This window comes from Entomomonas asaccharolytica (genome assembly GCF_016653615.1).
In the GTDB taxonomy this organism is placed as follows: domain Bacteria; phylum Pseudomonadota; class Gammaproteobacteria; order Pseudomonadales; family Pseudomonadaceae; genus Entomomonas; species Entomomonas asaccharolytica.
The window spans coordinates 3,133,888-3,155,748 of record NZ_CP067393.1 but is presented as its reverse complement, the minus strand read 5'-3'; the positions used below and the strand labels follow the sequence as shown (position 1 = coordinate 3,155,748).

General features: G+C 37.3%; 19 protein-coding genes. 16 read left to right on the top strand and 3 right to left on the bottom strand.

Features of this window, described 5'->3' with window-relative positions; all coding sequences use genetic code 11:
• The first annotated feature begins 126 nt into the window (after positions 1-126).
• Complete coding sequence (locus JHT90_RS14800) at positions 127-1,077, top strand: YbgA family protein (protein ID WP_201092412.1); 951 nt, start codon at positions 127-129, stop codon at positions 1,075-1,077.
• Here the strand turns inward: JHT90_RS14800 and JHT90_RS14795 are convergent.
• On the bottom strand, positions 1,074-2,609 hold the full coding sequence (locus JHT90_RS14795) for a B12-binding domain-containing radical SAM protein (RefSeq protein WP_201092410.1): 1,536 nt from the start codon (positions 2,607-2,609) through the stop codon (positions 1,074-1,076). The genes JHT90_RS14800 and JHT90_RS14795 overlap by 4 nt on opposite strands.
• 238 nt (positions 2,610-2,847) lie before the next feature.
• Between JHT90_RS14795 and nth the strand changes: the two genes are divergently transcribed.
• Positions 2,848-3,486, top strand: a complete 639-nt coding sequence (gene nth, locus JHT90_RS14790) for an endonuclease III (protein ID WP_201092408.1) — start codon at positions 2,848-2,850, stop codon at positions 3,484-3,486.
• 106 nt (positions 3,487-3,592) lie between these two features.
• Entirely contained in the window at positions 3,593-3,766 is a 174-nt protein-coding gene (locus JHT90_RS14785; RefSeq protein WP_379971651.1) for a PA3496 family putative envelope integrity protein, read from the top strand.
• A 46-nt stretch (positions 3,767-3,812) separates the two neighbouring features.
• Here the strand turns inward: JHT90_RS14785 and gloA are convergent, their stop codons facing one another.
• Together gloA and JHT90_RS14775 are read right to left on the bottom strand one after the other, a co-directional pair.
• Positions 3,813-4,205 (bottom strand): lactoylglutathione lyase, encoded by a 393-nt coding sequence (gene gloA / locus JHT90_RS14780; RefSeq protein ID WP_201092405.1) that lies wholly within the window; start codon positions 4,203-4,205, stop codon positions 3,813-3,815.
• Positions 4,206-4,274: 69 nt separating this feature from the next.
• Entirely contained in the window at positions 4,275-5,492 is a 1,218-nt protein-coding gene (locus JHT90_RS14775) for an argininosuccinate synthase (protein WP_201092404.1), read from the bottom strand.
• Positions 5,493-5,672: 180 nt separating this feature from the next.
• On the opposite strand from JHT90_RS14775, the gene JHT90_RS14770 reads away from it, so the two are divergent.
• From JHT90_RS14770 to bamA, 13 genes are all read left to right on the top strand, one after another.
• The gene (locus tag JHT90_RS14770) at positions 5,673-6,095 is read left to right on the top strand and encodes an META domain-containing protein (protein ID WP_201092403.1); all 423 of its coding nucleotides are present in this window, start codon (positions 5,673-5,675) and stop codon (positions 6,093-6,095) included.
• Positions 6,096-6,203: 108 nt separating this feature from the next.
• Positions 6,204-7,763 (top strand): bifunctional aminoglycoside phosphotransferase/ATP-binding protein, encoded by a 1,560-nt coding sequence (locus tag JHT90_RS14765; RefSeq protein WP_201092398.1) that lies wholly within the window; start codon positions 6,204-6,206, stop codon positions 7,761-7,763.
• A gap of 322 nt (positions 7,764-8,085) precedes the next feature.
• Entirely contained in the window at positions 8,086-10,944 is a 2,859-nt protein-coding gene (uvrA, locus tag JHT90_RS14760; protein WP_201092397.1) for an excinuclease ABC subunit UvrA, read from the top strand.
• A 160-nt stretch (positions 10,945-11,104) separates the two neighbouring features.
• Positions 11,105-11,869 (top strand): transporter substrate-binding domain-containing protein, encoded by a 765-nt coding sequence (locus JHT90_RS14755; protein WP_201092396.1) that lies wholly within the window; start codon positions 11,105-11,107, stop codon positions 11,867-11,869.
• A gap of 227 nt (positions 11,870-12,096) precedes the next feature.
• The gene (gene rpsB, locus JHT90_RS14750; protein WP_201092395.1) at positions 12,097-12,840 is read left to right on the top strand and encodes a 30S ribosomal protein S2; all 744 of its coding nucleotides are present in this window, start codon (positions 12,097-12,099) and stop codon (positions 12,838-12,840) included.
• A gap of 108 nt (positions 12,841-12,948) precedes the next feature.
• Entirely contained in the window at positions 12,949-13,824 is an 876-nt protein-coding gene (gene tsf / locus JHT90_RS14745) for a translation elongation factor Ts (RefSeq protein ID WP_201092394.1), read from the top strand.
• 182 nt (positions 13,825-14,006) lie between these two features.
• The gene (pyrH, locus tag JHT90_RS14740; RefSeq protein ID WP_201092393.1) at positions 14,007-14,756 is read left to right on the top strand and encodes a UMP kinase; all 750 of its coding nucleotides are present in this window, start codon (positions 14,007-14,009) and stop codon (positions 14,754-14,756) included.
• The gene (frr, locus tag JHT90_RS14735; RefSeq protein WP_201092392.1) at positions 14,746-15,303 is read left to right on the top strand and encodes a ribosome recycling factor; all 558 of its coding nucleotides are present in this window, start codon (positions 14,746-14,748) and stop codon (positions 15,301-15,303) included. Before pyrH ends, frr begins: the two co-directional genes overlap by 11 nt.
• A gap of 10 nt (positions 15,304-15,313) precedes the next feature.
• A complete protein-coding gene (locus tag JHT90_RS14730) occupies positions 15,314-16,063 on the top strand; it encodes an isoprenyl transferase (protein WP_201092391.1) in 750 nt (249 codons plus the stop codon).
• A gap of 3 nt (positions 16,064-16,066) precedes the next feature.
• Positions 16,067-16,876 (top strand): phosphatidate cytidylyltransferase, encoded by an 810-nt coding sequence (locus JHT90_RS14725; RefSeq protein WP_201092390.1) that lies wholly within the window; start codon positions 16,067-16,069, stop codon positions 16,874-16,876.
• Positions 16,877-16,878: 2 nt separating this feature from the next.
• Positions 16,879-18,060, top strand: coding sequence for a 1-deoxy-D-xylulose-5-phosphate reductoisomerase (gene ispC / locus JHT90_RS14720; RefSeq protein WP_201092389.1), 1,182 nt, complete (start codon positions 16,879-16,881; stop codon positions 18,058-18,060).
• 15 nt (positions 18,061-18,075) lie between these two features.
• Complete coding sequence (rseP, locus tag JHT90_RS14715; RefSeq protein ID WP_201092388.1) at positions 18,076-19,422, top strand: RIP metalloprotease RseP; 1,347 nt, start codon at positions 18,076-18,078, stop codon at positions 19,420-19,422.
• Positions 19,423-19,480: 58 nt separating this feature from the next.
• Positions 19,481-21,835: an outer membrane protein assembly factor BamA gene (gene bamA, locus JHT90_RS14710; RefSeq protein ID WP_201092386.1), complete on the top strand. Its 2,355-nt coding sequence runs from the start codon at positions 19,481-19,483 to the stop codon at positions 21,833-21,835.
• Positions 21,836-21,861: the final 26 nt, after the last annotated feature.

The window sequence follows — 21,861 nt, the reverse complement described above, 5'->3', positions numbered from 1 at the left end:
TATCTTTCGTAACCATAGATTTTATAGGAAAGATTGAGTAGACGGCCGACATTAGTCGATATATCTTTTCATCATAGAGCTTATACAATATCAATAGATAAAAATTCAGTATTTGAGAAGACGTAAATGATGGATAAGATACAGATAGGTATTAGTGCTTGTCTTATGGGTGAAAATGTTCGTTACAATGGTGGTAACAAGCGTTTTGACTTTGCCCTTGATGAGTTATCTGCCTATGCTGATTTTCAATTAGTTTGCCCTGAAATGGCTATAGGTTTAGGTATTCCTCGTCCAACCATACGCTTGATAAAAAGTAACAATGATGTCGTTATGCGTTTTACCGATGATAATGTTGATTTAACAGAAACAATGCAAACCTTTTCTAAAAAGCAGGTGGCTGCTTTACATCATTTAAGTGGCTATATTGTTTGCGCTAAATCACCAAGCTGTGGGATGGAGCGAGTAAAAGTCTATGAAGAAAATAGTAACTATGCTCGTAAAGAAGGCGTTGGGCTTTATACTGCTGAATTGATGAAAAAACTACCGTGGCTACCTGTAGAAGAAGATGGTAGATTACATGATAACGCTATTCGTGAAAACTTTATTGAACGGGTGTTCGCCCTTAATGAGCTAAATAAGTTACAAGAAAGGGGTTTAACGCGAGCAAAGCTAATAGATTTTCATAGTCGTTATAAATATACCTTATTAGCTCATTCGCAAGCAAAGTATAGAGAAATTGGTCGGTTTGTAGCCAGTATTGCAGAGTGGGATTCTCTGCAACAATATTTTATAGAGTACCGTAATCAATTTATGGCATTGTTAAGTTGTAAAGCAACGAGAGCCAATCACACCAATGTATTGATGCATATTCAGGGCTATTTTAAAAAGCAATTAACAGCAAAACAGCGCCAAGAACTTACCCAATTAATCGATCTTTACCGACAAGGTATTCAGCCATTATTAGCGCCTATTACGCTGTTAAAACATTATTTAGCGGAGCATCCCGATCAGTATCTATTACAACAAAGTTATTTTAATCCATATCCAGAAGCATTAAGATTAAGGTATGGTTTTTAATTTGTACTATGCTGTTGTTGTCGTTTAGGTAATGTTTTTTGTTTGGTTTTACTAATTAAATGCTCTTTCCAATTATCTGGAGGATCACCTAAAAACCTTGGCCAACCATGGGTACCAATGCGAATAAAATCTTGTTGCATAGTTTGTTGGATAATTTCTAAGCTATGGTCAGTATGTTCATTAAGATAATCAAATACTAAAGCTAATAATTTATCTAAGGCTATTCCATGGGTTTGGTTAACCTTTGGAAAAGCCCAGTGACTAAAATCTGAAATAGCATTAAAAGCATCATCTCTAAGTAGTAAGGGTAAAGTATTTTTAAAGCGACCAGAGTTAGCAATTAAGTCCCAGAATTTAGCAATGCGTTTAATATGGTTTAATGTTTCAAACGCCATATCTTTATTTTCTAATACAGAATAAGGGGGTGTTAAACTGTATTTATAATTATAGAATTCAGTATGACGAATAATAGGCGTGCCTTTTAAACGTTTTAATATGCCCAGTTGTATTTCTTGTGGTTGCCAAGACCATAATTCATTAAAGCCTTTACCAAATTCTTCTAATGTTTCTGCGGGCAAGCCAGCAATTAAATCCACATGTAAATGCACAGTAGTTTTGGTGGATAGCCAACGAATATTTTCTTGAGCTTTTTGCAAATTAGTTTTGCGAGAAATTAATGCTTGCGTCGTAGGATTTAACGTTTGTATACCAATTTCAAATTGCAAGCTCCCTTCAGGAAATAGCAGGATGAGTTGTTTTAATTCATCAGGTAAATGATCAGGTACTAATTCAAAGTGTAAAAATAAAGGTTCATTAGGATTATCAGATATTTTATCTAAAAAGAATTTTAGAATACGGGTAGTAAATTCTTTTTTCAGATTAAAGGTTCTATCAATAAATTTAAATTGCCTTAAACCTCGCTGATAAAGTTTGTCCATTTGCTGTAAAAAAGCTTGTAAGGGAAAAGTCCATGCTGTTTTATCAAGGCTAGATAAACAAAACTCACATTTAAAAGGGCAGCCTCTCGACGCTTCTACATAAATAGTACGGTGTTTAATATCATGCTCTGTGTAGTAATCATAAGGCAGAATAATATTTTCTAGTTTTTCCTGAATACCTTGAATAGCTTTTTCAGGGATTATTTGTTGGTTAAGTAGTTTATGGCATAGTTGATAGAAGCTAATATCTCCCCAACCTTTGATTAGATAATCAGCAGTCTGATAGATAGCGGTATGTTCATATTCATAAGAAACTTCTGGGCCACCAATAATGATAGTGATTTCTGGGCGCAGTACTTTAAGTTCTGCAACCAGTTGGGTTGTTTCAATTATGTTCCAGATATAAACAGAAAAACCAATAATAGCAGGCTGCTTTTCAATTATTTTTTCTAAAATATCTTCCACATTTTGCTGAATAGTAAATTCAACAATTTCGGTTTGTTGTTGTAGCTCGTGCATATTGGCATAGAGATAACGTAACGCTAATGAGGCATGGGCGAAACGAGCATTTAAGGTGGTTAATAAGATAGACATGAGAGAGTTGATAGAGCCAGTATAAATATTGATTTACTAGTATAGCAGTAAGGCAGCTAGTTCTATAGCTATTGCCCTACATTTTTATACGTCGTTGAATGACCTAGTCGTACTCGTTGTACTGCCTTCAGTCATTTGCCTTGTCTAAAATTGTATAACAACAGCTATAAATAGAGTTATAACTGGGCAGATTGTTTGCGAGGGCTTATAATTCTCCATCTAATAGAGGGAGTTTATTATGAATGCTATAAAACGTCGGGAGATATTTCGTCGCTTAAAAGAAAATAATCCACAACCCAGTACAGAGTTAGAGTTTCAATCTACCTTTGAGTTATTAGTTTCTGTAATGTTGTCTGCACAAGCGACAGATGTGAGTGTTAATAAAGCCACTTGTAAATTATACCCTATAGCCAATACTCCAGAGGCTATTTTTGCTTTGGGGGTAGAGGGGTTAAGTAAATATATTAAGTCGATTGGTTTATATAACAGTAAAGCTAAAAATGTGATTGCCACCTGCCAACAATTAATTGAAAAACATAATAGCCAAGTACCTTGTACTCGTGAGGAATTAGAAGCCTTGCCAGGCGTTGGCCGTAAAACAGCGAATGTGGTTTTAAACACAGCATTTAAGCAAGCAGTAATGGCAGTAGATACCCATGTCTTTAGAGTAAGTAATCGTACTAATATTGCGCCAGGCAAAACTGTATTGGACGTTGAAAATAAATTAATGAAAGTTATCCCTAAAGAATATTTGGTGGATGCTCATCATTGGTTAATTCTACATGGTCGTTATGTGTGTAAATCGAGAAAGCCAAGTTGTGGTAGTTGCTGCATTGAAGACCTTTGTGAATACAAAGAAAAAACCTCAGATATTTGAATAATTAATAATTTAAATAAAGTTAATTGAAAAAATTAATTTTACCCTGCTTTCATTTCGGGATATAAGGTGCGCCATAAATACCCCATTTTATGGAGTGATGGCGATGAGTAAAGAAGATATTGATTTAGATGATGATTTCCTAACTGAAGAGTTAGAAGATGGAGACGATGAGGTAGATAGTGCTAAAAATAATTTAGCGAAACGCCGCATTATCGATAATATTTTAGAGGAACGCCGTCTAAACAAACAAATTGCAGATTTTGATTTTGATATTTAAATAAAAAACCCGCTATTTAGCGGGTTTTTTGTAGCATAATAGCGCTTTAATCGTTACGATCTGGCGATAATAATTCTATTTTATAGCCATCAGGGTCTTCAACAAAAGCTAAGATACTTGTGCCATGCATCATTGGGCCAGGTTCGCGAGTGATTTTGCCGCCATTTGCTCTAATGGTTTCACAAGCTTTATAAACATCTTCGACTTCTAGTGCAATATGTCCATAACCATTGCCTAAGTCATATTTATTGGTATCCCAGTTATGAGTTAGCTCAATCACACTGGTATCTTTCTCTTCTCCATAGCCTACGAAAGCTAAAGTAAACTTACCTTCTGGATAATCTTTACGGCGTAGAAGTTTCATTCCTAGTACTTCTGTATAAAAAGCGATAGATTTATCTAAATCGCCTACCCGTAACATGGTATGCAATAATCTCATCAGTAGTACCTCACGTTTAGTATAAAAAGCGGTAGTTACATGACTACCGCTTTTATAAGGAAGTGTTGCTTATAGTAATTTACGGCCTTTTAAAGCAGCTATTCTTAAGCGTAGGGCATTAAGTTTGATAAATCCAGCAGCATCTGCTTGGTCATAGGCACCGCCATCTTCTTCAAAGGTAGCAATATTGGCATCAAATAATGAGTCGTCTGATTTACGACCTACCACCATGACATTACCTTTGTATAGTTTTAAGCGCACTACACCATTAACGTTCTGTTGTGATTCATCAATCATCTGTTGCAGCATAATACGTTCAGGACTCCACCAGTAGCCATTGTAAATAAGGCTAGCATATTGTGGCATTATGCTGTCTTTAAGGTGTGCCACTTCACGGTCTAAGGTAATAGACTCAATCGCTCTATGGCCTTGTAGCATTATTGTGCCGCCAGGGGTTTCATAGCAACCGCGAGATTTCATCCCTACATAACGGTTTTCTACGATATCTAAACGACCAATACCATTGGCGCTACCGATACGATTTAATTCTGTTAGCACTTCAGCAGCAGACATTGGCTTACCATCAATGGCTACAATATCACCTTTCTTGTAGGTTAATTCGATATAGGTTGGTGTATCAGGTGCTTTTTCTGGTGACACAGTCCAACGCCACATATCTTCTTCATTTTCTGCCCATGTGTCTTCTAAAACACCACCTTCATAGGAGATGTGAAGTAAGTTAGCATCCATTGAATAAGGTGATTTTTTCTTACCATGACGCTCAATAGGAATATTATGTAGGGCAGCATAGTCCATTAGCTTTTCACGGGATAGTAAATCCCATTCACGCCAAGGAGCAATAACTTTAACACCTGGTTTAAGAGCATAAGCACCTAGTTCAAAGCGTACTTGATCGTTGCCTTTACCTGTTGCGCCATGAGAAATAGCATCTGCGCCAGTTTCATTAGCAATTTCGATTAAACGCTTAGCAATCAGTGGGCGAGCAATGGATGTACCTAATAAGTATTCACCCTCATAAATTGTATTGGCGCGAAACATAGGGAATACAAAGTCACGTACAAACTCTTCACGTAAATCTTCAATATAAATTTCTTTAACACCAAGGGCTTTAGCTTTAGCTCGCGCTGGTTCTACTTCTTCCCCTTGGCCCAAGTCTGCAGTAAAAGTTACTACTTCACATTGATAGGTATCTTGTAACCATTTGAGGATTACAGAGGTGTCCAAGCCACCAGAATAAGCTAGGACGACCTTTTTCACATCTGCCATGCCACCACTCCATAAAAATATTTTATTAAACTGATGAGTTTACTGTACTATTCATAGAATTTACAGAGGTAACTATAAAAATACTCGCACTAAATAATATGAGTAATTAAGCTATTTAAAGGGTTGATATAGATAAACAACTGCGGTTTAATTGTTGCTTAGCAAAATTAGCAAGGGGTAATGATGAAAAAAATATTGATGATGTTAGTAGTGGCTGCATTGATGATTGGCTGCCAGACAACAAAGTCTGCTAATCTCACAGCTGTTGAGTTATATGGCAAATATAATCTGGTAAATTTTGATAATGAAGTGGTAGCAACTTCAGATAGGCCAATGACAATAGATTTTGAGCCTGGGGTAGAGGGTAAGCTAAAAGTACATGGTATTCTTTGTAATACGTTTATTGGTCAAGCAGAATTAAATCAGGGTAAATTATCCAGTGATGGTTTAGCTTCTACACGTATGGCCTGTTTCCGTGAAAAAGAAGCATTAATGGAAACCGCCTTAGGTGATATGTTTAAAACAGGTGCGACTGTAAAGTTAAAAGGAACACAGCTTATTTTAGAGGGCGGTGGTCATACCTTTACTTATCAAAAACAATAGTTTTTGTTTAAGGTTTAATAAAAATCCCTAGCTAGTTAGGGATTTTTTATTGCATAGCTTTATTACCCATCTATAATGCCATTGATAAAAAATTAAAAGGGAAAACCTATGACTGCTGAATTAGTTAAGAATCTTCAAAACCCTTCATTATATGACCACCCTGTAGAACAGTTTGAGGTGATAGAAACCCATGTTTCATGGGTAATATTAACAGGGCCTTATGCTTATAAAATTAAAAAGGCCGTTGATTTTGGCTTCTTAGACTACACACAGTTAGCTGATCGTAAGCATTTTTGTGAAGAAGAACTACGTTTAAATCAACGTCTTACTAAAGGCATTTATTTAGAAGTTTTAGCTATTACAGGTACAGAAGAAAATCCTCAAATTGCTGGACAAGGCGAAGCGATAGAATATGTATTGAAAATGCGCCAATTCCCTCAAGACCAATTGTTAAGTCAATTACAAGCACGGGGAGAATTAACAGAGCAACATATTGACCAGTTAGCTAAGCAAATTGCTAAATTCCATCAAACAACGCCTAAAGTAAGCCCAGATCATAAACTAGGCTCGCCAGAAGTAGTTATGGCACCTGTAAGACAAAATTTCGAGCAAATACGTGCTATGTTACCTGAAGATAAAGCAGGCTTTATTCAGTTAGAGGCTTTAGAGGCATGGGCGGAAAGTAGTTATGAAAGATTAAAGCCTTTATTGGCAGAACGTAAGGCCAATGGTTTTATAAGAGAGTGTCATGGAGATGTACATTTAAATAATGCAGCTATATTAGATGGGCAAGTAGTAATATTTGACTGTATTGAATTCAATGAGCCTTTTAGATTGACTGATGTTACGGCAGATATCGCTTTTTTAGTAATGGATTTAGAAGATAGAAAATTATATTCATTGGCTAATCGTTTATTAAATACTTACCTAGAAAAAACAGGTGATTATCAATCATTAGAAATAATGAATTTCTATAAAGCTTATCGAGCTATGGTACGTGCTAAAGTGGCTTTATTCAGTTTGGGGCAGGTGACAGAGCGAAGTATAAAAGATGCCATATTAAATCAGTATTATAACTACGCTAACCTTGCTGAAAGTTATACCTTAATTCCTACCCGTTGTTTATTGGTTACTTGTGGTGTTTCTGCTGTAGGAAAAAGTTATATTTCTACAAAAATAGTGGAGCAGTTTGGCGCTATACGGTTACGTAGTGATGTAGAACGTAAACGTTTATTAGGTGCAGATACACCAAAAGAACAGCTCTATAGTCCAGAAGCGACCATTAAAACCTATGAGCATTTATATCAACTAGCGCAAAATAGTTTACGAGCTGGGTATGTTGTGATCTTAGACGCGGCTTATTTAAAGCATGAAGAACGTGTGAAAGCTAAGCAAGTAGCCGAAGAAGTTGGTGTACCTTTCTTTATAGTAGAGTGTGAAGCACCGCTTGAAATAATTGAAAAGAATTTAGCGAAACGCAAACAAGAAAATAATGATCCGTCAGATGCTACATTAGAAGTTGTCAAACAACAATTAGCGAGTCGTGAACCTTTGACAGCAGAGGAAAAGGCTACAAGTTGTTTAGTAGAAACACAAAATAGAGAGAGCATTGGTAAGTTAATAGAGTATATTAATCAATTTTTAGGTCATGATAAAAATAAATATTAATAATTTTCTTGCAAATGATAATTATTATCATTAATATATAACCAAGTTGATCGCAAGACCAACTGGCAAGTCAAAGCGTTCGATCTGCTGTTTGAGATTGTTTGGTTTGTCTCCTCATCAGGCTAATCACGGTTTTTACCCAGCATTTTGCTGGGTATTTTTTTCATTTGAGACTTTAAATTTAAAAAAATACCCTTATCTTACTTATTATCCATTTGTTTATTCTTATAAATATACCCTATAAATAAAGCTAATTGGTTTAGTTTTAAGCAGATGTTATAGTAGTTAGTTCGAAAAATTTCTCTTCTCTAATGAGGCTGTTTTGGAAAGTATATTAGTCCGTGGTGCGCGTACCCATAATCTTAAGAATATAGATTTAACTTTACCTCGTGATAAGTTAATTGTGATTACAGGGCTTTCTGGTTCTGGTAAATCGTCGTTAGCATTTGATACGCTATATGCTGAGGGTCAAAGACGTTATGTAGAATCACTATCAGCCTATGCGCGTCAGTTCTTATCGATGATGGAAAAGCCCGATGTAGATGCGATTGAGGGTTTATCACCAGCTATTTCAATTGAGCAGAAATCTACTTCCCATAATCCACGTTCCACAGTGGGAACTATTACAGAGATTTATGACTACTTACGGTTATTATATGCCCGTGTAGGTACGCCCCATTGCCCAGATCACGATACACCATTAGAGGCTCAAACAGTTAGCCAGATGGTTGACCAAGTATTAGCTTTACCAGAAGGATCTAAGCTAATGTTATTGGCACCTATTATTAAAGAACGCAAAGGTGAACATTTAGTTGTTTTTGAAGAAATGCGTGCGCAGGGCTTCGTAAGAGCTAGAGTTGATGGCCGATTATATGAATTAGATGAACTACCTAAATTAGATAAGCAAAAGAAACACAGTATTGATGTTGTAATAGATCGTTTCAGGGTTAAGCCAGATATTCAACAGCGTTTGGCAGAGTCTTTTGAAACAGCACTTAAATTGGCAGAAGATACAGCCATTATTGCACCTATGAATGATGAGCAAATAGAAGAGATTTTATTTTCTGCAAAATTTGCTTGCCCTGTTTGTGGCTTTTCAATCAGTGAATTAGAGCCTAAACTGTTTTCTTTTAATAACCCTGCTGGCGCTTGCCCTACTTGTGATGGCTTAGGGGTTAAACAGTTTTTTGATGCTAGACGTATTGTGAATGAAGAGTTGACCTTAGGAGAGGGGGCTATCCGTGGTTGGGATCGTCGTAATGCCTATACTTTTCAAATGTTAAATTCCTTAGCAAGCCATTATAAATTTAGTTTAGATGTACCTTTTAAAGAACTGACAGAGAAGCAGCAAAATTTAGTGCTTAATGGCAGTGGTCACGAGCAGATCAGTTTTAATTATTTAAATGATCGTGGTGATGTAGTTAAGCGTAAACATCCTTTTGAAGGGGTGTTACCTAATTTAGAACGACGTTATCGTGAAACTGAATCGCAAAGTGTTCGTGAGGATTTAGCCAAACTATTAAGCACCCAAGCTTGTCCAGATTGTGGTGGAGCAAGATTACGCCCTGAAGCGCGCTGTGTTTGGGTAGGTAAAAAGACTTTACCTGAAGTAGTAGCGTTACCTGTAGGAGATTCCCATAGTTATTTTTCAGGATTAACATTAACGGGAACAAAAGGAGCGATTGCTGAAAAAATTCTTAAAGAAATCAGTTTACGTTTAGAATTTTTAGTAAATGTAGGGTTAGATTATTTAACGCTAGAACGAAGTGCAGAAACGCTGTCAGGTGGTGAGGCACAGCGTATTCGATTAGCTAGCCAAATTGGTGCTGGGCTAGTTGGTGTTATGTATATTCTGGATGAACCTTCTATTGGGTTACATCAACGGGATAATGATCGACTATTGAAAACGTTAACTCATTTAAGAGATTTAGGTAATACCGTTATTGTGGTAGAGCATGATGAGGATGCTATTCGGTTAGCTGATTATGTGGTGGATATTGGGCCAGGAGCTGGGGTGCATGGTGGGGAAATTGTAGCTAAAGGCACACCTAAAGAGGTAATGGCTAATCCTAATTCATTAACAGGAAAATACTTATCAGGTGCTTTAAAGATAGATATACCTAAAAAACGTACAGCCTATAATAAAAAGAAAGAGTTAGTATTAAAAGGTGCTAAAGGTAATAACCTTAATGAGGTGACTTTAAAAATACCATTAGGACTATTTACTTGTGTAACAGGGGTTTCTGGTTCAGGTAAATCCACGTTAATCAATGATACCTTGTACCCATTAGCAGCCACTACCTTAAATAATGCTACTACCTTAGAGGTGGCTGCTTATGAATCTATTAAAGGATTAGATCAATTAGATAAGGTGGTAGATATTGATCAAAGCCCTATTGGTCGTACACCACGTTCTAACCCTGCTACTTATACAGGTATTTTTACTCCTATTCGTGAATTATTTGCAGCAGTGCCTGAGTCAAGGGCGCGTGGTTATAACGTAGGACGCTTTTCATTTAATGTCAAAGGTGGTCGTTGTGAGGCATGTCAAGGTGATGGTGTTATAAAGGTAGAAATGCATTTTTTACCTGATGTTTATGTGCCTTGTGATGTATGTAAGGGCAAGCGTTATAACCGCGAAACCTTAGATATTAAATATAAGGGTAAAACTATTCACGAAGTATTGGAAATGACTATCGAAGACGCGGCAACGTTCTTTGAAGCAGTACCTGCATTATCTCGCAAATTACAGACATTAATGGATGTAGGCTTGTCTTATATTAAGTTAGGACAAAGCGCTACCACCTTATCGGGCGGTGAAGCACAGCGGGTTAAATTAGCGAGAGAGCTTTCTAAGCGCGATACAGGTAAAACTTTATATATCTTAGATGAGCCTACTACAGGCTTACATTTTGCTGATATTCAACAGTTACTAGTGGTATTACATCGTTTACGAGATCATGGCAATACAGTAGTAGTAATTGAGCATAATTTGGATGTGATAAAAACTGCTGACTGGATTGTGGATTTAGGGCCTGAAGGTGGTTCAAAGGGTGGAGAGATTATCGCTACAGGTACACCTGAGGAGCTAATTGAGATACCCCGCTCATGGACAGGTAAATTCTTAAAGCCATTATTGGTTAAAAGTAAAGCAGTTCCTAAGAAAAGCAAAAAAGCATAATCTAATGACCTCTAGTTTACAGTTTCAAAATAGCCTGTAAACTAGGGATTTTCTAATAAAATAAATAGTTTGTGATATAGCACAAGATTATTGATAAAGGTCTTGTTTTATAGTGGGCTGACTTTTTATCCCTTTATCCGTAAAAATAGGATGTCATGCTATGAAAAAACTGCTTGCTATAACCTTAGCCTTTTTTGCAGGCGCTGTATTTGCAGAGTCTCGTTTAGATACTGTTATGCAAAAGAAGGTATTGGCAGTTTGTACCACAGGCGATTATAAACCTTATACCTTTGTAAATAGTGATGGTACTTTTGAAGGTATTGATATTGCTATGGCTAAATCCTTAGCGAAAAGTTTAGGCGCAGAGGTGAAATGGGTAAAAACCACATGGAAAACCTTAACCCCTGACTTTTTAACAGGTGAATGTGATATAGCCATGGGAGGAATTTCGGTTATTTTAGAACGACAAAAAATAGCATTCTTTTCCAATACCCTGGATATTGACGGCAAAATTCCCCTAGTACGCTGTGAAAATAAAGATAAATATCAAACCATTGAGCAGATTAATCAACCCCATGTTACGTTGATTGAACCGAAAGGCGGTACGAATGAAGCCTTTGTACACAAGTATTTACCTAAAGCAAATTTAACTTTATCTGACGATAATATGGCGATTTTTCAGCAATTGGTGGATAAAAAGTATGAAGTGATGATTACTGATAGCTCAGAAGCACTCTATCAACAGAAACGTCATCCAGAGTTATGTGCCATTAATCCTACTACGCCTATGCAGTATGGCGAAAAAGCTTATATGTTGCCAAAGGGTGATATCATTTGGAAGCAATACGTTGATCAATGGCTACACTTAGCCAAAGCCACTGGTGAATATCAAGCCGTTATCGATCAGTGGTTAGCTAGCCATTGATTTGCCCTTACTAAACGCAATTGATTTAATGGTTAGTAGCGAATAATTTCTACTAACCATTAAAGTGCTAGTCTTTTTATAAAAAATATGGTATAAATTGCGCCCTTAACTCGGCCTTATGGCTACTTTTTAAACAAACCACACATATATCGACACAATGTTCTGGGTGCCTTTAACTAGGTTGAATATTGGGATATATGGAGGCTTAACCCATACAGAGGAATATAATGTCTCAAGTATCAATGCGTGATATGCTACAAGCAGGTGTACATTTCGGTCACCAAACTCGTTACTGGAACCCAAAAATGGGCAAATACATTTTTGGTGCGCGTAATAGAATCCATATCGTAAACCTAGAAAAAACTTTACCTATGTTTAATCAAGCTATCGCTTTCTTAGAAAAAGCGGTATCAGGTAAAAACAAAGTTTTATTTGTAGGTACTAAGCGTTCAGCAAGCAGAATCGTTGCAGAACAAGCTAAACGTTGCAAAATGCCTTATGTTGATCACCGTTGGTTAGGCGGTATGTTGACCAACTACAAAACGATTCGTCAATCTATCAAACGTTTACGTGATTTAGAGTCTCAATCTCAAGATGGTACTTTTGATAAGTTAACTAAGAAAGAAGCGTTAATGCGTTCTCGTGATTTAGAGAAATTAGAGCGCAGTCTTGGTGGTATTAAAGACATGGGTGGTTTACCAGACGTATTATTTGTAATCGACGTTGACCATGAAAAAATTGCTATCGCTGAAGCTAATAAGCTAGGTATCCCAGTAATTGGTGTAGTGGATACTAACAGTGATCCAGATGGCGTTGATTATGTTATTCCTGGTAACGACGATGCGATCCGTGCTATTCAGTTATATTTAGGTACTGCAGCTGATGTAGTATTAAAAGCTAAACAAGGCGCTGGCGCTGTAGCTGAAGAATTTATTGAAGAAGAAGCAGCTGAAGAGACTGCTGAAGGTTAATCGTTATTGCCTTTCTTTAATTGAAAAACATTAAGGGGGCTTTGCCCCCTTTTCTCACTTTATAGCTAGCTGTTTATTAAATACAGGCTAAATTAAGAGGATATAAACATGGCAGAAATTACTGCAGCATTAGTAAAAGAATTGCGTGAGCGTACAGGGCTTGGCATGATGGAATGTAAAAAAGCATTAGTTGCAGCAAATGGTGATATTGAAAAAGCAATTGATGAATTACGTAAATCAGGTGCTGTAAAATCTGCTAAAGCAGCAGGTCGTGTAGCAGCAGACGGTGTGGTTGCTGCAAAAGTAGCAGACGATGGTAAATATGGAGTGATGGTTGAAGTTAACTCTGAAACTGACTTCGTAGCACGTGATGATAATTTTAAAGCATTTGTTGCTGATACATTAGAAAAAGCTTTTGCAGGTAAAATGACTGATGTTTCTCAATTAGCAGAAGCTCAAGAAACTGCTAGACAAGCTTTAGTGCAAAAAATTGGTGAAAATATCACTATTCGCCGCATTGCTGTAGCAGAAGGTGATGTTGTAGGCGCTTATGTTCATAGCAACAGCCGTATTGCAGCACTTGTAGCTTTGCAAGGCGGTGGTGATGCAGAATTAGCAAAAGATATTGCTATGCACGTTACAGCAAGCAATCCTGCGGTATTAAATCCAACAGATATTTCTGAAGAGTTAGTGGCAAAAGAAAAAGAAGTATTCTTAGCACTAAACAAAGAAAAAATTGAAGGTAAACCAGCTGAAGTAGTTGAAAAGATGGTTTCTGGACGTATTCAAAAATTCTTAAGCGAAGCAAGTTTAGTAGGTCAAGCTTTCGTTAAAGATGATAGCGTTAAAGTAGGTGATCACGCTAAGAAAAATGGTGCAGAAATTGTTTCTTTCGTACGCTTTGGTGTAGGTGAAGGTATTGAGAAAGCAGAAGTAGATTTTGCTGCTGAAGTGGCTGCTCAAGTAGCTGCAACTAAGCAATAAAAACTTTTTGTTTATAAAAAAAGGCTATTCGTTTTGGCGAATAGCCTTTTTTATTTTCTATTTTTTGTTAAACCATAATACAATATTAAACTTGAACAAAAGGTAACAATTGGGAATAATGACGCCCCAACGATTACTCGCAATAATATAGCCGCTTAGAAATTACCTGCAGGAGATTCAAAATGGCTCAGCAAGTGGGATTAAGACAGCCACGGTATAAACGTATTTTATTAAAGCTTAGTGGTGAAGCTTTAATGGGGACTGAAGATTTTGGGATTGATCCAAAAGTTCTTGATCGAATGGCACTTGAAGTAGGGCAGTTAGTAGGTATTGGAGTTCAAGTAGGATTAGTGATTGGTGGTGGTAACTTGTTCCGTGGGGCTGCTTTATCAGCGGCTGGTATGGATCGAGTGACAGGTGACCATATGGGTATGTTAGCGACGGTGATGAATGCACTCGCCATGCGTGATGCGTTAGAACGTTCTAATATACCAGCATTAGTAATGTCTGCTATCTCTATGGTAGGGGTAACAGATCATTATGATCGTCGTAAGGCAATGCGTCATTTAAAATCTGGTGAGGTGGTTATTTTCTCAGCAGGTACAGGTAATCCTTTCTTTACTACCGACTCCGCCGCTTGTTTAAGGGCAATTGAAATAGATGCAGATGTGGTATTAAAGGCTACTAAGGTTGACGGTGTTTATACCGCAGATCCATTTAAAGACCCTGATGCAAAGAAATTTGACCATTTAACCTATGATGAAGTATTAGAGCGTAAGCTTGGCGTGATGGATTTGACAGCCATTTGTTTATGTCAGGATCATCAAATGCCACTTCGTGTATTTAATATGAATAAACCTGGTGCGTTGCTAAATATTGTAGTTGGCGGCGGTGAAGGTACATTGATTGAGGAAAAAAAGCATGATCAATGAGATCAAAAAAGACACACAAACACGTATGCAAAAAACAGTAGAGTCACTAGGCCATGCTTTTGCTAAGATTCGTACAGGACGCGCTCACCCTAGCATTTTAGATAGTGTGATGGTTTCTTATTATGGTGCTGATACACCATTAAATCAGGTAGCTAATATTAATGTGGAAGATGCACGTACTTTAGCGATTAGCGTATTTGATAAGAGCATGACGCAAGCTGTAGAAAAAGCCATTATGACATCTGATTTAGGCTTAAACCCTGCCTCAGCAGGTACAGTGATTCGTGTTCCTATGCCTCCTTTAACCGAAGAAACCCGTAAAGGTTATACTAAACAAGCGCGTGGCGAAGCTGAAAATGCACGGGTGGCAATTCGTAATATTCGACGTGACGCAATTACCCAATTAAAAGATTTATTAAAAGAAAAAGAAATCAGTGAAGATGATGAGCGTCGTGCTCAAGACGAAATTCAAAAACTGACTGATAAATTTGTAGCTGATGTGGATAAGGCATTAGAGCAAAAAGAAACAGATTTAATGGCGGTTTAATGTAGTTTTAATGAAAATGCCTAAACAGTCTCAGGCTACATCTGTCCCTAGGCATGTAGCTATTATAATGGATGGTAATAATCGCTGGGCAAAAAAACGATTATTACCCCATGCAGCAGGACATAAAGCGGGCGTGGCTGCGGTACGCGCAGTGGTTGAGGTTTGTGCAGAAGTCGATGTTAAGGTATTAACATTATTTGCTTTTTCCAGTGAAAATTGGCAGCGACCTGTTTCTGAAGTACAGTCTTTAATGCGGCTGTTTTTGTGGGCTTTAAAGCAAGAAGTCAAAAAACTTAATCAACATAATGTGCAGCTAAAAATTATTGGTGACCGTTCGGCCTTTAGTGAGGAATTACAAGCGGCCATGCAGGAAGCAGAAATGTTAACAGCCAATAATCAAGGTCTTATTTTGCAAGTAGCTGCTAATTACGGTGGGCAGTGGGATATTTTACAAGCCACCCAAAATATAGCCTCACAAGTACTCGCTGATAAAATACAAATCGATGAAATCACAACAGATTTAATTGAAAGTAAGCTGGTAACCGCTCCCTTTTCGTCTCCTGATCTTTGTATTCGTACAGGCGGAGAGCGTAGAATTAGTAATTTCTTATTATGGCAATTGGCTTACACAGAGCTTTATTTTTCAGATGTGTTATGGCCAGATTTTAAACATGAAGCAATGCATGTTGCATTAGCTGATTATTCTGCTAGACAACGTCGTTTTGGAAAGACCAGTGAGCAGATAGAGCAAGGAGTATAACCCGTGTTAAAACAACGAGTATTAACAGCCTTAGTACTTATTCCCATTGCACTATGGGGATTCTTTTACTTAGAAGGTGGTTCCTTTGCTATTTTTATAGGTATTGTGGTTACCTTAGGTGCTTGGGAGTGGGCTAGATTAGTTGGCTTAGAAGAATCCGGTAGCCGTATTGGTTATGCTGCTGTTTGTGTTGTTCTGCTAGTATTGTTGTGGAATATGCCTTCATGGTCAAGATTTATTGTACTGTTAGGTGTTGTTTGGTGGAGTTTTGCTTGGTTATTGGTGATAGGATTTCCTGAAACCACTAATTATTGGAAGAATAATAGCTATAAATATTTAATTGGGTTATTGATTTTAGTACCTGCATGGCAAGGACTTATTCTATTAAAACAATCTGGCGAGTATGGCAATTGGATTATTTTTAGTGTGATGATTTTTGTTTGGGCAGCAGATATTGGTGCTTATTTTGCTGGTAGAACTTGGGGTAAAGATAAACTAGCACCTAAAGTTAGCCCTGGTAAAAGCTGGCAAGGTTTTTGGGGTGGTTTAGCAGCAGCTTTAATTATTGGATTATTTATTTACATTAGTACTGATTTTATCCAAGGCAAATTATTATTAAGCCTTGTTTGTTTAATTATTTTGGTTGTTTTCTCCGTATTGGGTGACTTAACAGAGAGTATGTTTAAGCGTGAAGCAGGCTTAAAGGATAGCAGTAATCTATTACCTGGACACGGTGGTGTATTGGATCGAATAGATAGTTTAACAGCCGCTGTTCCTGTAGCAGTGTTATTACTTTGGGTACTTGGTGCTTAATTATGCAACGTGTATGCATTTTAGGTGCAACAGGGTCTATAGGTAAAAGCACGTTAGATGTTATTGCTAGACATCCTGAGCGTTACCAAGCGTTTGCGCTAACGGCTCACAGTAGAATAAATGAATTAGAAAAGTTGTGTATCCAATTTCAACCAACTTTTGCTGTAGTGGCTGATGAACTAGATAGAAAAAGTTTACAGCAAAACTTAATTGAACAGGGAGTTCGTACAGAAGTATTATGTGGTCAGCAAGCGCTATGTGATGTGGCAAGCCATTCAGAAGTAGATACTGTTATGGCCGCCATTATGGGGGCAGCGGGATTATTGCCTACCTTGGCAGGTGTTAAGGCTGGTAAAAAAATACTATTGGCAAATAAAGAAGCGCTAGTGATGTCTGGTGCGTTATTTATGCAGGCTGTACAAGAACATAAGGTAACCTTGTTACCTATTGATAGTGAGCATAATGCCATTTTTCAATGTATGCCACCTTCCTTTAAGGGAGATTTAGCAGCTGTTGGCGTAAGACGAATTTTACTAACAGCATCAGGTGGGCCATTCCGTAATACACCCGTAGAGCAGTTAGAAAATGTAACACCCGCACAGGCCTGTAATCATCCAAATTGGTCAATGGGTAAAAAAATATCTGTTGATTCAGCAACTATGATGAATAAAGGCTTAGAATTTATAGAAGCCTGTTGGTTATTTAATGCACAGCCAGAGCAAGTAGAAGTAGTTATTCATCCACAGAGTGTTATTCATTCGATGGTGGATTATTTAGATGGTAGTATGTTGGCTGAATTAGGTAACCCCGATATGCGCACTCCAATTGCACAAGCCTTAGCATGGCCAGAGCGTATTGAATCAGGGGTTGCGCCTTTAGATTTATTTAAAATAGCACAGTTAGATTTTTATGAGCCTGATGAGCAACGTTTCCCTTGTTTGCGTTTAGCTAAACAAGCAATCACAGCTCAAGGGACAGCACCTGCTATTTTAAACGCTGCGAATGAAATAGCAGTTGCAGCATTTTTACAAGAGCAGATAAAATTCACAGAAATTGTACAAGTAGTAGACTATGTACTTAATAAGCAGTCTTCTGTAGCAGCAGACTCATTAGAAGTTATCGGTAAAGAAGATTATCAAGCTCGTATTTATGCAAGTGAATACATAAAACAGTTACAAAAATAGGAAAAATTGCACTAGATGTCAATGTTATTAGGGGCTTTAATTGCTCTAGGCGTATTAGTCACTATCCATGAATTTGGTCATTTTTGGGTTGCCCGTCGCTGTGGTGTAGAGGTAATACGTTTTTCCATTGGCTTTGGTAAGCCATTAGTTCGTTGGCGTGATAAGCACGGTACAGAATATGTTATTGCTATGATTCCGCTTGGTGGCTATGTGAAAATGCTAGATGAGCGTGAGACTGAGCAAGAAATCCCTGTTGAGAAATTACCTTATACTTTTAATCGTAAATTTGTAGCTCAACGCATAGCCATAGTGGTTGCAGGGCCTTTAGCTAACTTTATTTTAGCCATTCTGTTATTTTGGGTGTTAGCTTTAATTGGTGCAAAAGTACCTATTCCTACGGTGGGTAAGGTTTTGCCTGAAAGTATAGCAGCTACTGCTGGCTTAACGCCTATGACAGAAATTGTTGCCATTGATAATAAACCAACGGCAACATGGGAAGATGTTAATATTCAACTTTTTAAACGCTTAGGTGAGTCTGGCAATATTAGTATTACGGTTAAAGACTCTGCTTTGCAGGAAAAAACTTATCAATTAGCCATTAATAACTGGTTACGAGGTTTAGAGCGACCCAATCCTTTAGAAGGTATAGGAATAGAGCCTTATCGGCCAGTCATTGAACCTATGTTAGCCTCTGTTGTAAAAGCTGGTCCTGCTGAGTTGGCAGGTTTGCAGAAAGGAGATTTAATTAAACGCTTTAATAATGAGCCTGTAACTGATTGGCAAATGTTAGCTGATCAGATAAAAAAATCTCCCAATCAACGTATAGTGATAGGTTATGAGCGTAATGGGCAGGATTATGCTACTCAAGTATCGTTAACAACTATGCCTGATATGCCAGATGCTGGCTATATGGGAATAGAAATAATGGGTAAGGTTGCATGGCCTGATTCAATGGTGCGCCATGTTAATTATGGTGTTATTGAGGGAATGGTGAAGTCGTTAGATCAAACATGGGCTTTTACCTTTTTAACCCTAGAATCTATTAAAAAAATGTTTACTGGTGAAATGTCAGTAAAAAACTTGAGTGGTCCTATTGGTATTGTTAAAGTAGCAGGTTCTAGTTTTGACTCAGGGTTTATCTACTTTTTAAAATTTTTAGCTTTGTTCAGTGTTAGTTTAGGTATTCTTAATTTATTGCCTATCCCTGTGCTAGATGGTGGACATCTATTATTTTATATTATTGAGTGGGTTCGCGGTCGCCCTATACCAGAGGAAATTCAGGGTGCGGCATTACAGCTAGGCGTTTTTTTAATGATAGGTGTGATGTTATTTGCTATTATGAATGATTTAAATTGGTTATAATGCGAAGTTTAAAGTTCATTTTTATTGTTCAGGTATTATTCAGGATTAAAAGGGCGACATGAAATATTTGTTATTACCGCTGGTGTTGGCAGCTTTTATCTCAATGGAGGTTCATGCTGAGTCCTTTACTATTTCTGATATTCGTATAAATGGCCTACAGCGGGTTTCTGCGGGTAGTGTGTTTGCTGCATTGCCAATTAGAATTGGTGACCAAGTCGATGAAGCAAGCCTTGCGGATGCATCAAAAGCTTTGTTTAGAGCAGGTTACTTTCAAGACATCAGATTAAGTCGTAGTGGTAATGTATTATTAGTGACAGTTGTTGAAAGACCTTCTGTTGCCAGTATCGATATTTCAGGTAATAAAGCTATTAAAACCGAGGACTTGTTAAAGGGTCTACGTCAAGCTGGTTTAGCTGAGGGAGAGATTTTCCAACGCGTTACTTTAGAAAGAGTACGTAATGAGTTACTTCGTCAATATGTAGCACAAGGCCGTTATTCTGCTGATATTGAAACAGAAGTTATTTCTGAACCTAGAAATCGTGTTCGTTTAAAAATAAATATTAATGAAGGTGTTGTTGCCTCTATTTCACATATAAATGTGGTTGGAAATACGGTTTTTCCTGATGAAACATTGATTAATCTATTTGAGTTAAAAACTAAGAAATGGTATCGCTTTTTCAGCAGTGCTGATAAGTATTCTCGTGAAAAATTATCTGGAGACTTAGAAAGACTACGTTCATATTATATGGATCGCGGTTATGTAAATATGGATATTGCTTCAACCCAAGTCTCTATTACACCTGATAAGAAAAGTGTTTATATCACTGTTAATATTGAAGAAGGTGATAAGTATCGAATTCGTGAAGTGAAAATGGAAGGTGATTTAAAACTTCCTGAAGAAACATTACGTTCTTTGTTATTGGTACAAAATGGCCAGGTATTCTCTCGCAAGTTGATGGTGACTTCTTCAGAGTTATTAAGTCGTCGTTTGGGCAATGATGGTTACGCTTTTGCTGATGTTAGGGGCATTCCAGAAACACATCCTGAAGATCATACCGTATCTATTACCTTTATTGTAGACCCAGGTAAACGTGTGTATGTAAACCGTATTAACTACCGTGGTAATACTAAAACAGAAGATGTTGTATTACGTCGTGAAATGCGTCAAATGGAAGGTGGTTGGGCTTCTACTTATTTGATTGATCAATCTAAAACCCGTTTAGAACGATTAGGTTATTTTAAAGAAGTAAAAGTAGAAACAGCAGCAGTACCTGGTACAGATGATCAAGTAGATGTGAATTATACCGTTGAAGAGCAGCCATCAGGCTCAATTTCAGCATCGGTTGGTTTTGCGCAAAGTTCAGGTTTGGTATTAGGTGGTTCTATTAAGCAAGACAACTTCTTAGGAACAGGTAATAAAGTAGGTATTGGTATGACGCGTAGTGATTATCAAACCAATATTAACTTTAGCTACTTAAATCCTTATTGGACAGTAGATGGTGTTAGCTTAGGTTATAACGTATTTTATAGAACCACTGACTACGATAAGTTAGATGTGGATTATACCAGCTATTCAGTAGATAGCTTGGGTGCTGGTTTTAGTTTTGGTTATCCTATCAGTGAAACATCCAGCGTAAGTTATGGCTTGACGGTTCAAAATGATAAAGTTAAGCCTGGTAATGCTAGTGCTGCTGAAGTTTATCATTTTACAGATAAATATGGTACTAATTATCTGAACTATAAACTTAATTTAGGTTGGGGTAAGTCTACCTTAAATAGAGGTTTACTACCTACTCGAGGCGCTTCTCAAACAGCTTCTGTACAAATAGCCATTCCTGGTAGTGATTTAACGTTCTATAAAATAGACTATAGTGCGCAATACTTTAAGCCAATTACTGATAATTATATCTTACGTTTCCATACTGATTTAGGTTATGGTGATGGTTATGGTTCAACGAATATGCTGCCTTTCTATGAGAACTATTATGCAGGTGGTTATAACTCAGTACGTGGCTTTAAAGATGGCTCACTAGGCCCACGTAGTACACCAAGTTATCGTTACTATAATCCTTATTACGATGATTGGAACGACGATGATGATCCCTTTGGTGGTAATATACTTATTACAGGTGGTGTAGAGTTAATAGTACCAACACCTTTTGTAAACGATCAAAGAACTATAAGAACAGCTTTATTCTGGGATGCAGGTAATGTGTTTAGTAATAATTGCCCATTATCAACTACTAAGAATTGTAAAAATCCAAATTTTGGTGATTTAGCTAGTTCTGTAGGGATTGGCGTAACTTGGGTAACAGCCTTTGGTCCATTAAGTTTTAGTTTGGCAATGCCAGTTAAGAAGCCAGACAACGCAGATACTCAAATCTTCCAATTTTCATTGGGACAAACTTTTTAATTTATTGGTTATAAGCAAAATATTAC

Coding starts and splice junctions, on each gene's coding strand:
- JHT90_RS14730 (WP_201092391.1), top strand. CDS start 15,314: ATGAAAATGCCTAAACAGTCTCAGGCTACATCTGTCCCTAGGCATGTA.
- JHT90_RS14795 (WP_201092410.1), bottom strand. CDS start 2,609: ATGTCTATCTTATTAACCACCTTAAATGCTCGTTTCGCCCATGCCTCA.
- pyrH (WP_201092393.1), top strand. CDS start 14,007: ATGGCTCAGCAAGTGGGATTAAGACAGCCACGGTATAAACGTATTTTA.
- JHT90_RS14755 (WP_201092396.1), top strand. CDS start 11,105: ATGAAAAAACTGCTTGCTATAACCTTAGCCTTTTTTGCAGGCGCTGTA.
- JHT90_RS14800 (WP_201092412.1), top strand. CDS start 127: ATGATGGATAAGATACAGATAGGTATTAGTGCTTGTCTTATGGGTGAA.
- ispC (WP_201092389.1), top strand. CDS start 16,879: ATGCAACGTGTATGCATTTTAGGTGCAACAGGGTCTATAGGTAAAAGC.
- nth (WP_201092408.1), top strand. CDS start 2,848: ATGAATGCTATAAAACGTCGGGAGATATTTCGTCGCTTAAAAGAAAAT.
- JHT90_RS14775 (WP_201092404.1), bottom strand. CDS start 5,492: ATGGCAGATGTGAAAAAGGTCGTCCTAGCTTATTCTGGTGGCTTGGAC.
- JHT90_RS14770 (WP_201092403.1), top strand. CDS start 5,673: ATGATGAAAAAAATATTGATGATGTTAGTAGTGGCTGCATTGATGATT.
- JHT90_RS14785 (WP_379971651.1), top strand. CDS start 3,593: ATGAGTAAAGAAGATATTGATTTAGATGATGATTTCCTAACTGAAGAG.
- frr (WP_201092392.1), top strand. CDS start 14,746: ATGATCAATGAGATCAAAAAAGACACACAAACACGTATGCAAAAAACA.
- gloA (WP_201092405.1), bottom strand. CDS start 4,205: ATGAGATTATTGCATACCATGTTACGGGTAGGCGATTTAGATAAATCT.
- tsf (WP_201092394.1), top strand. CDS start 12,949: ATGGCAGAAATTACTGCAGCATTAGTAAAAGAATTGCGTGAGCGTACA.
- rseP (WP_201092388.1), top strand. CDS start 18,076: ATGTCAATGTTATTAGGGGCTTTAATTGCTCTAGGCGTATTAGTCACT.
- rpsB (WP_201092395.1), top strand. CDS start 12,097: ATGTCTCAAGTATCAATGCGTGATATGCTACAAGCAGGTGTACATTTC.
- bamA (WP_201092386.1), top strand. CDS start 19,481: ATGAAATATTTGTTATTACCGCTGGTGTTGGCAGCTTTTATCTCAATG.
- JHT90_RS14765 (WP_201092398.1), top strand. CDS start 6,204: ATGACTGCTGAATTAGTTAAGAATCTTCAAAACCCTTCATTATATGAC.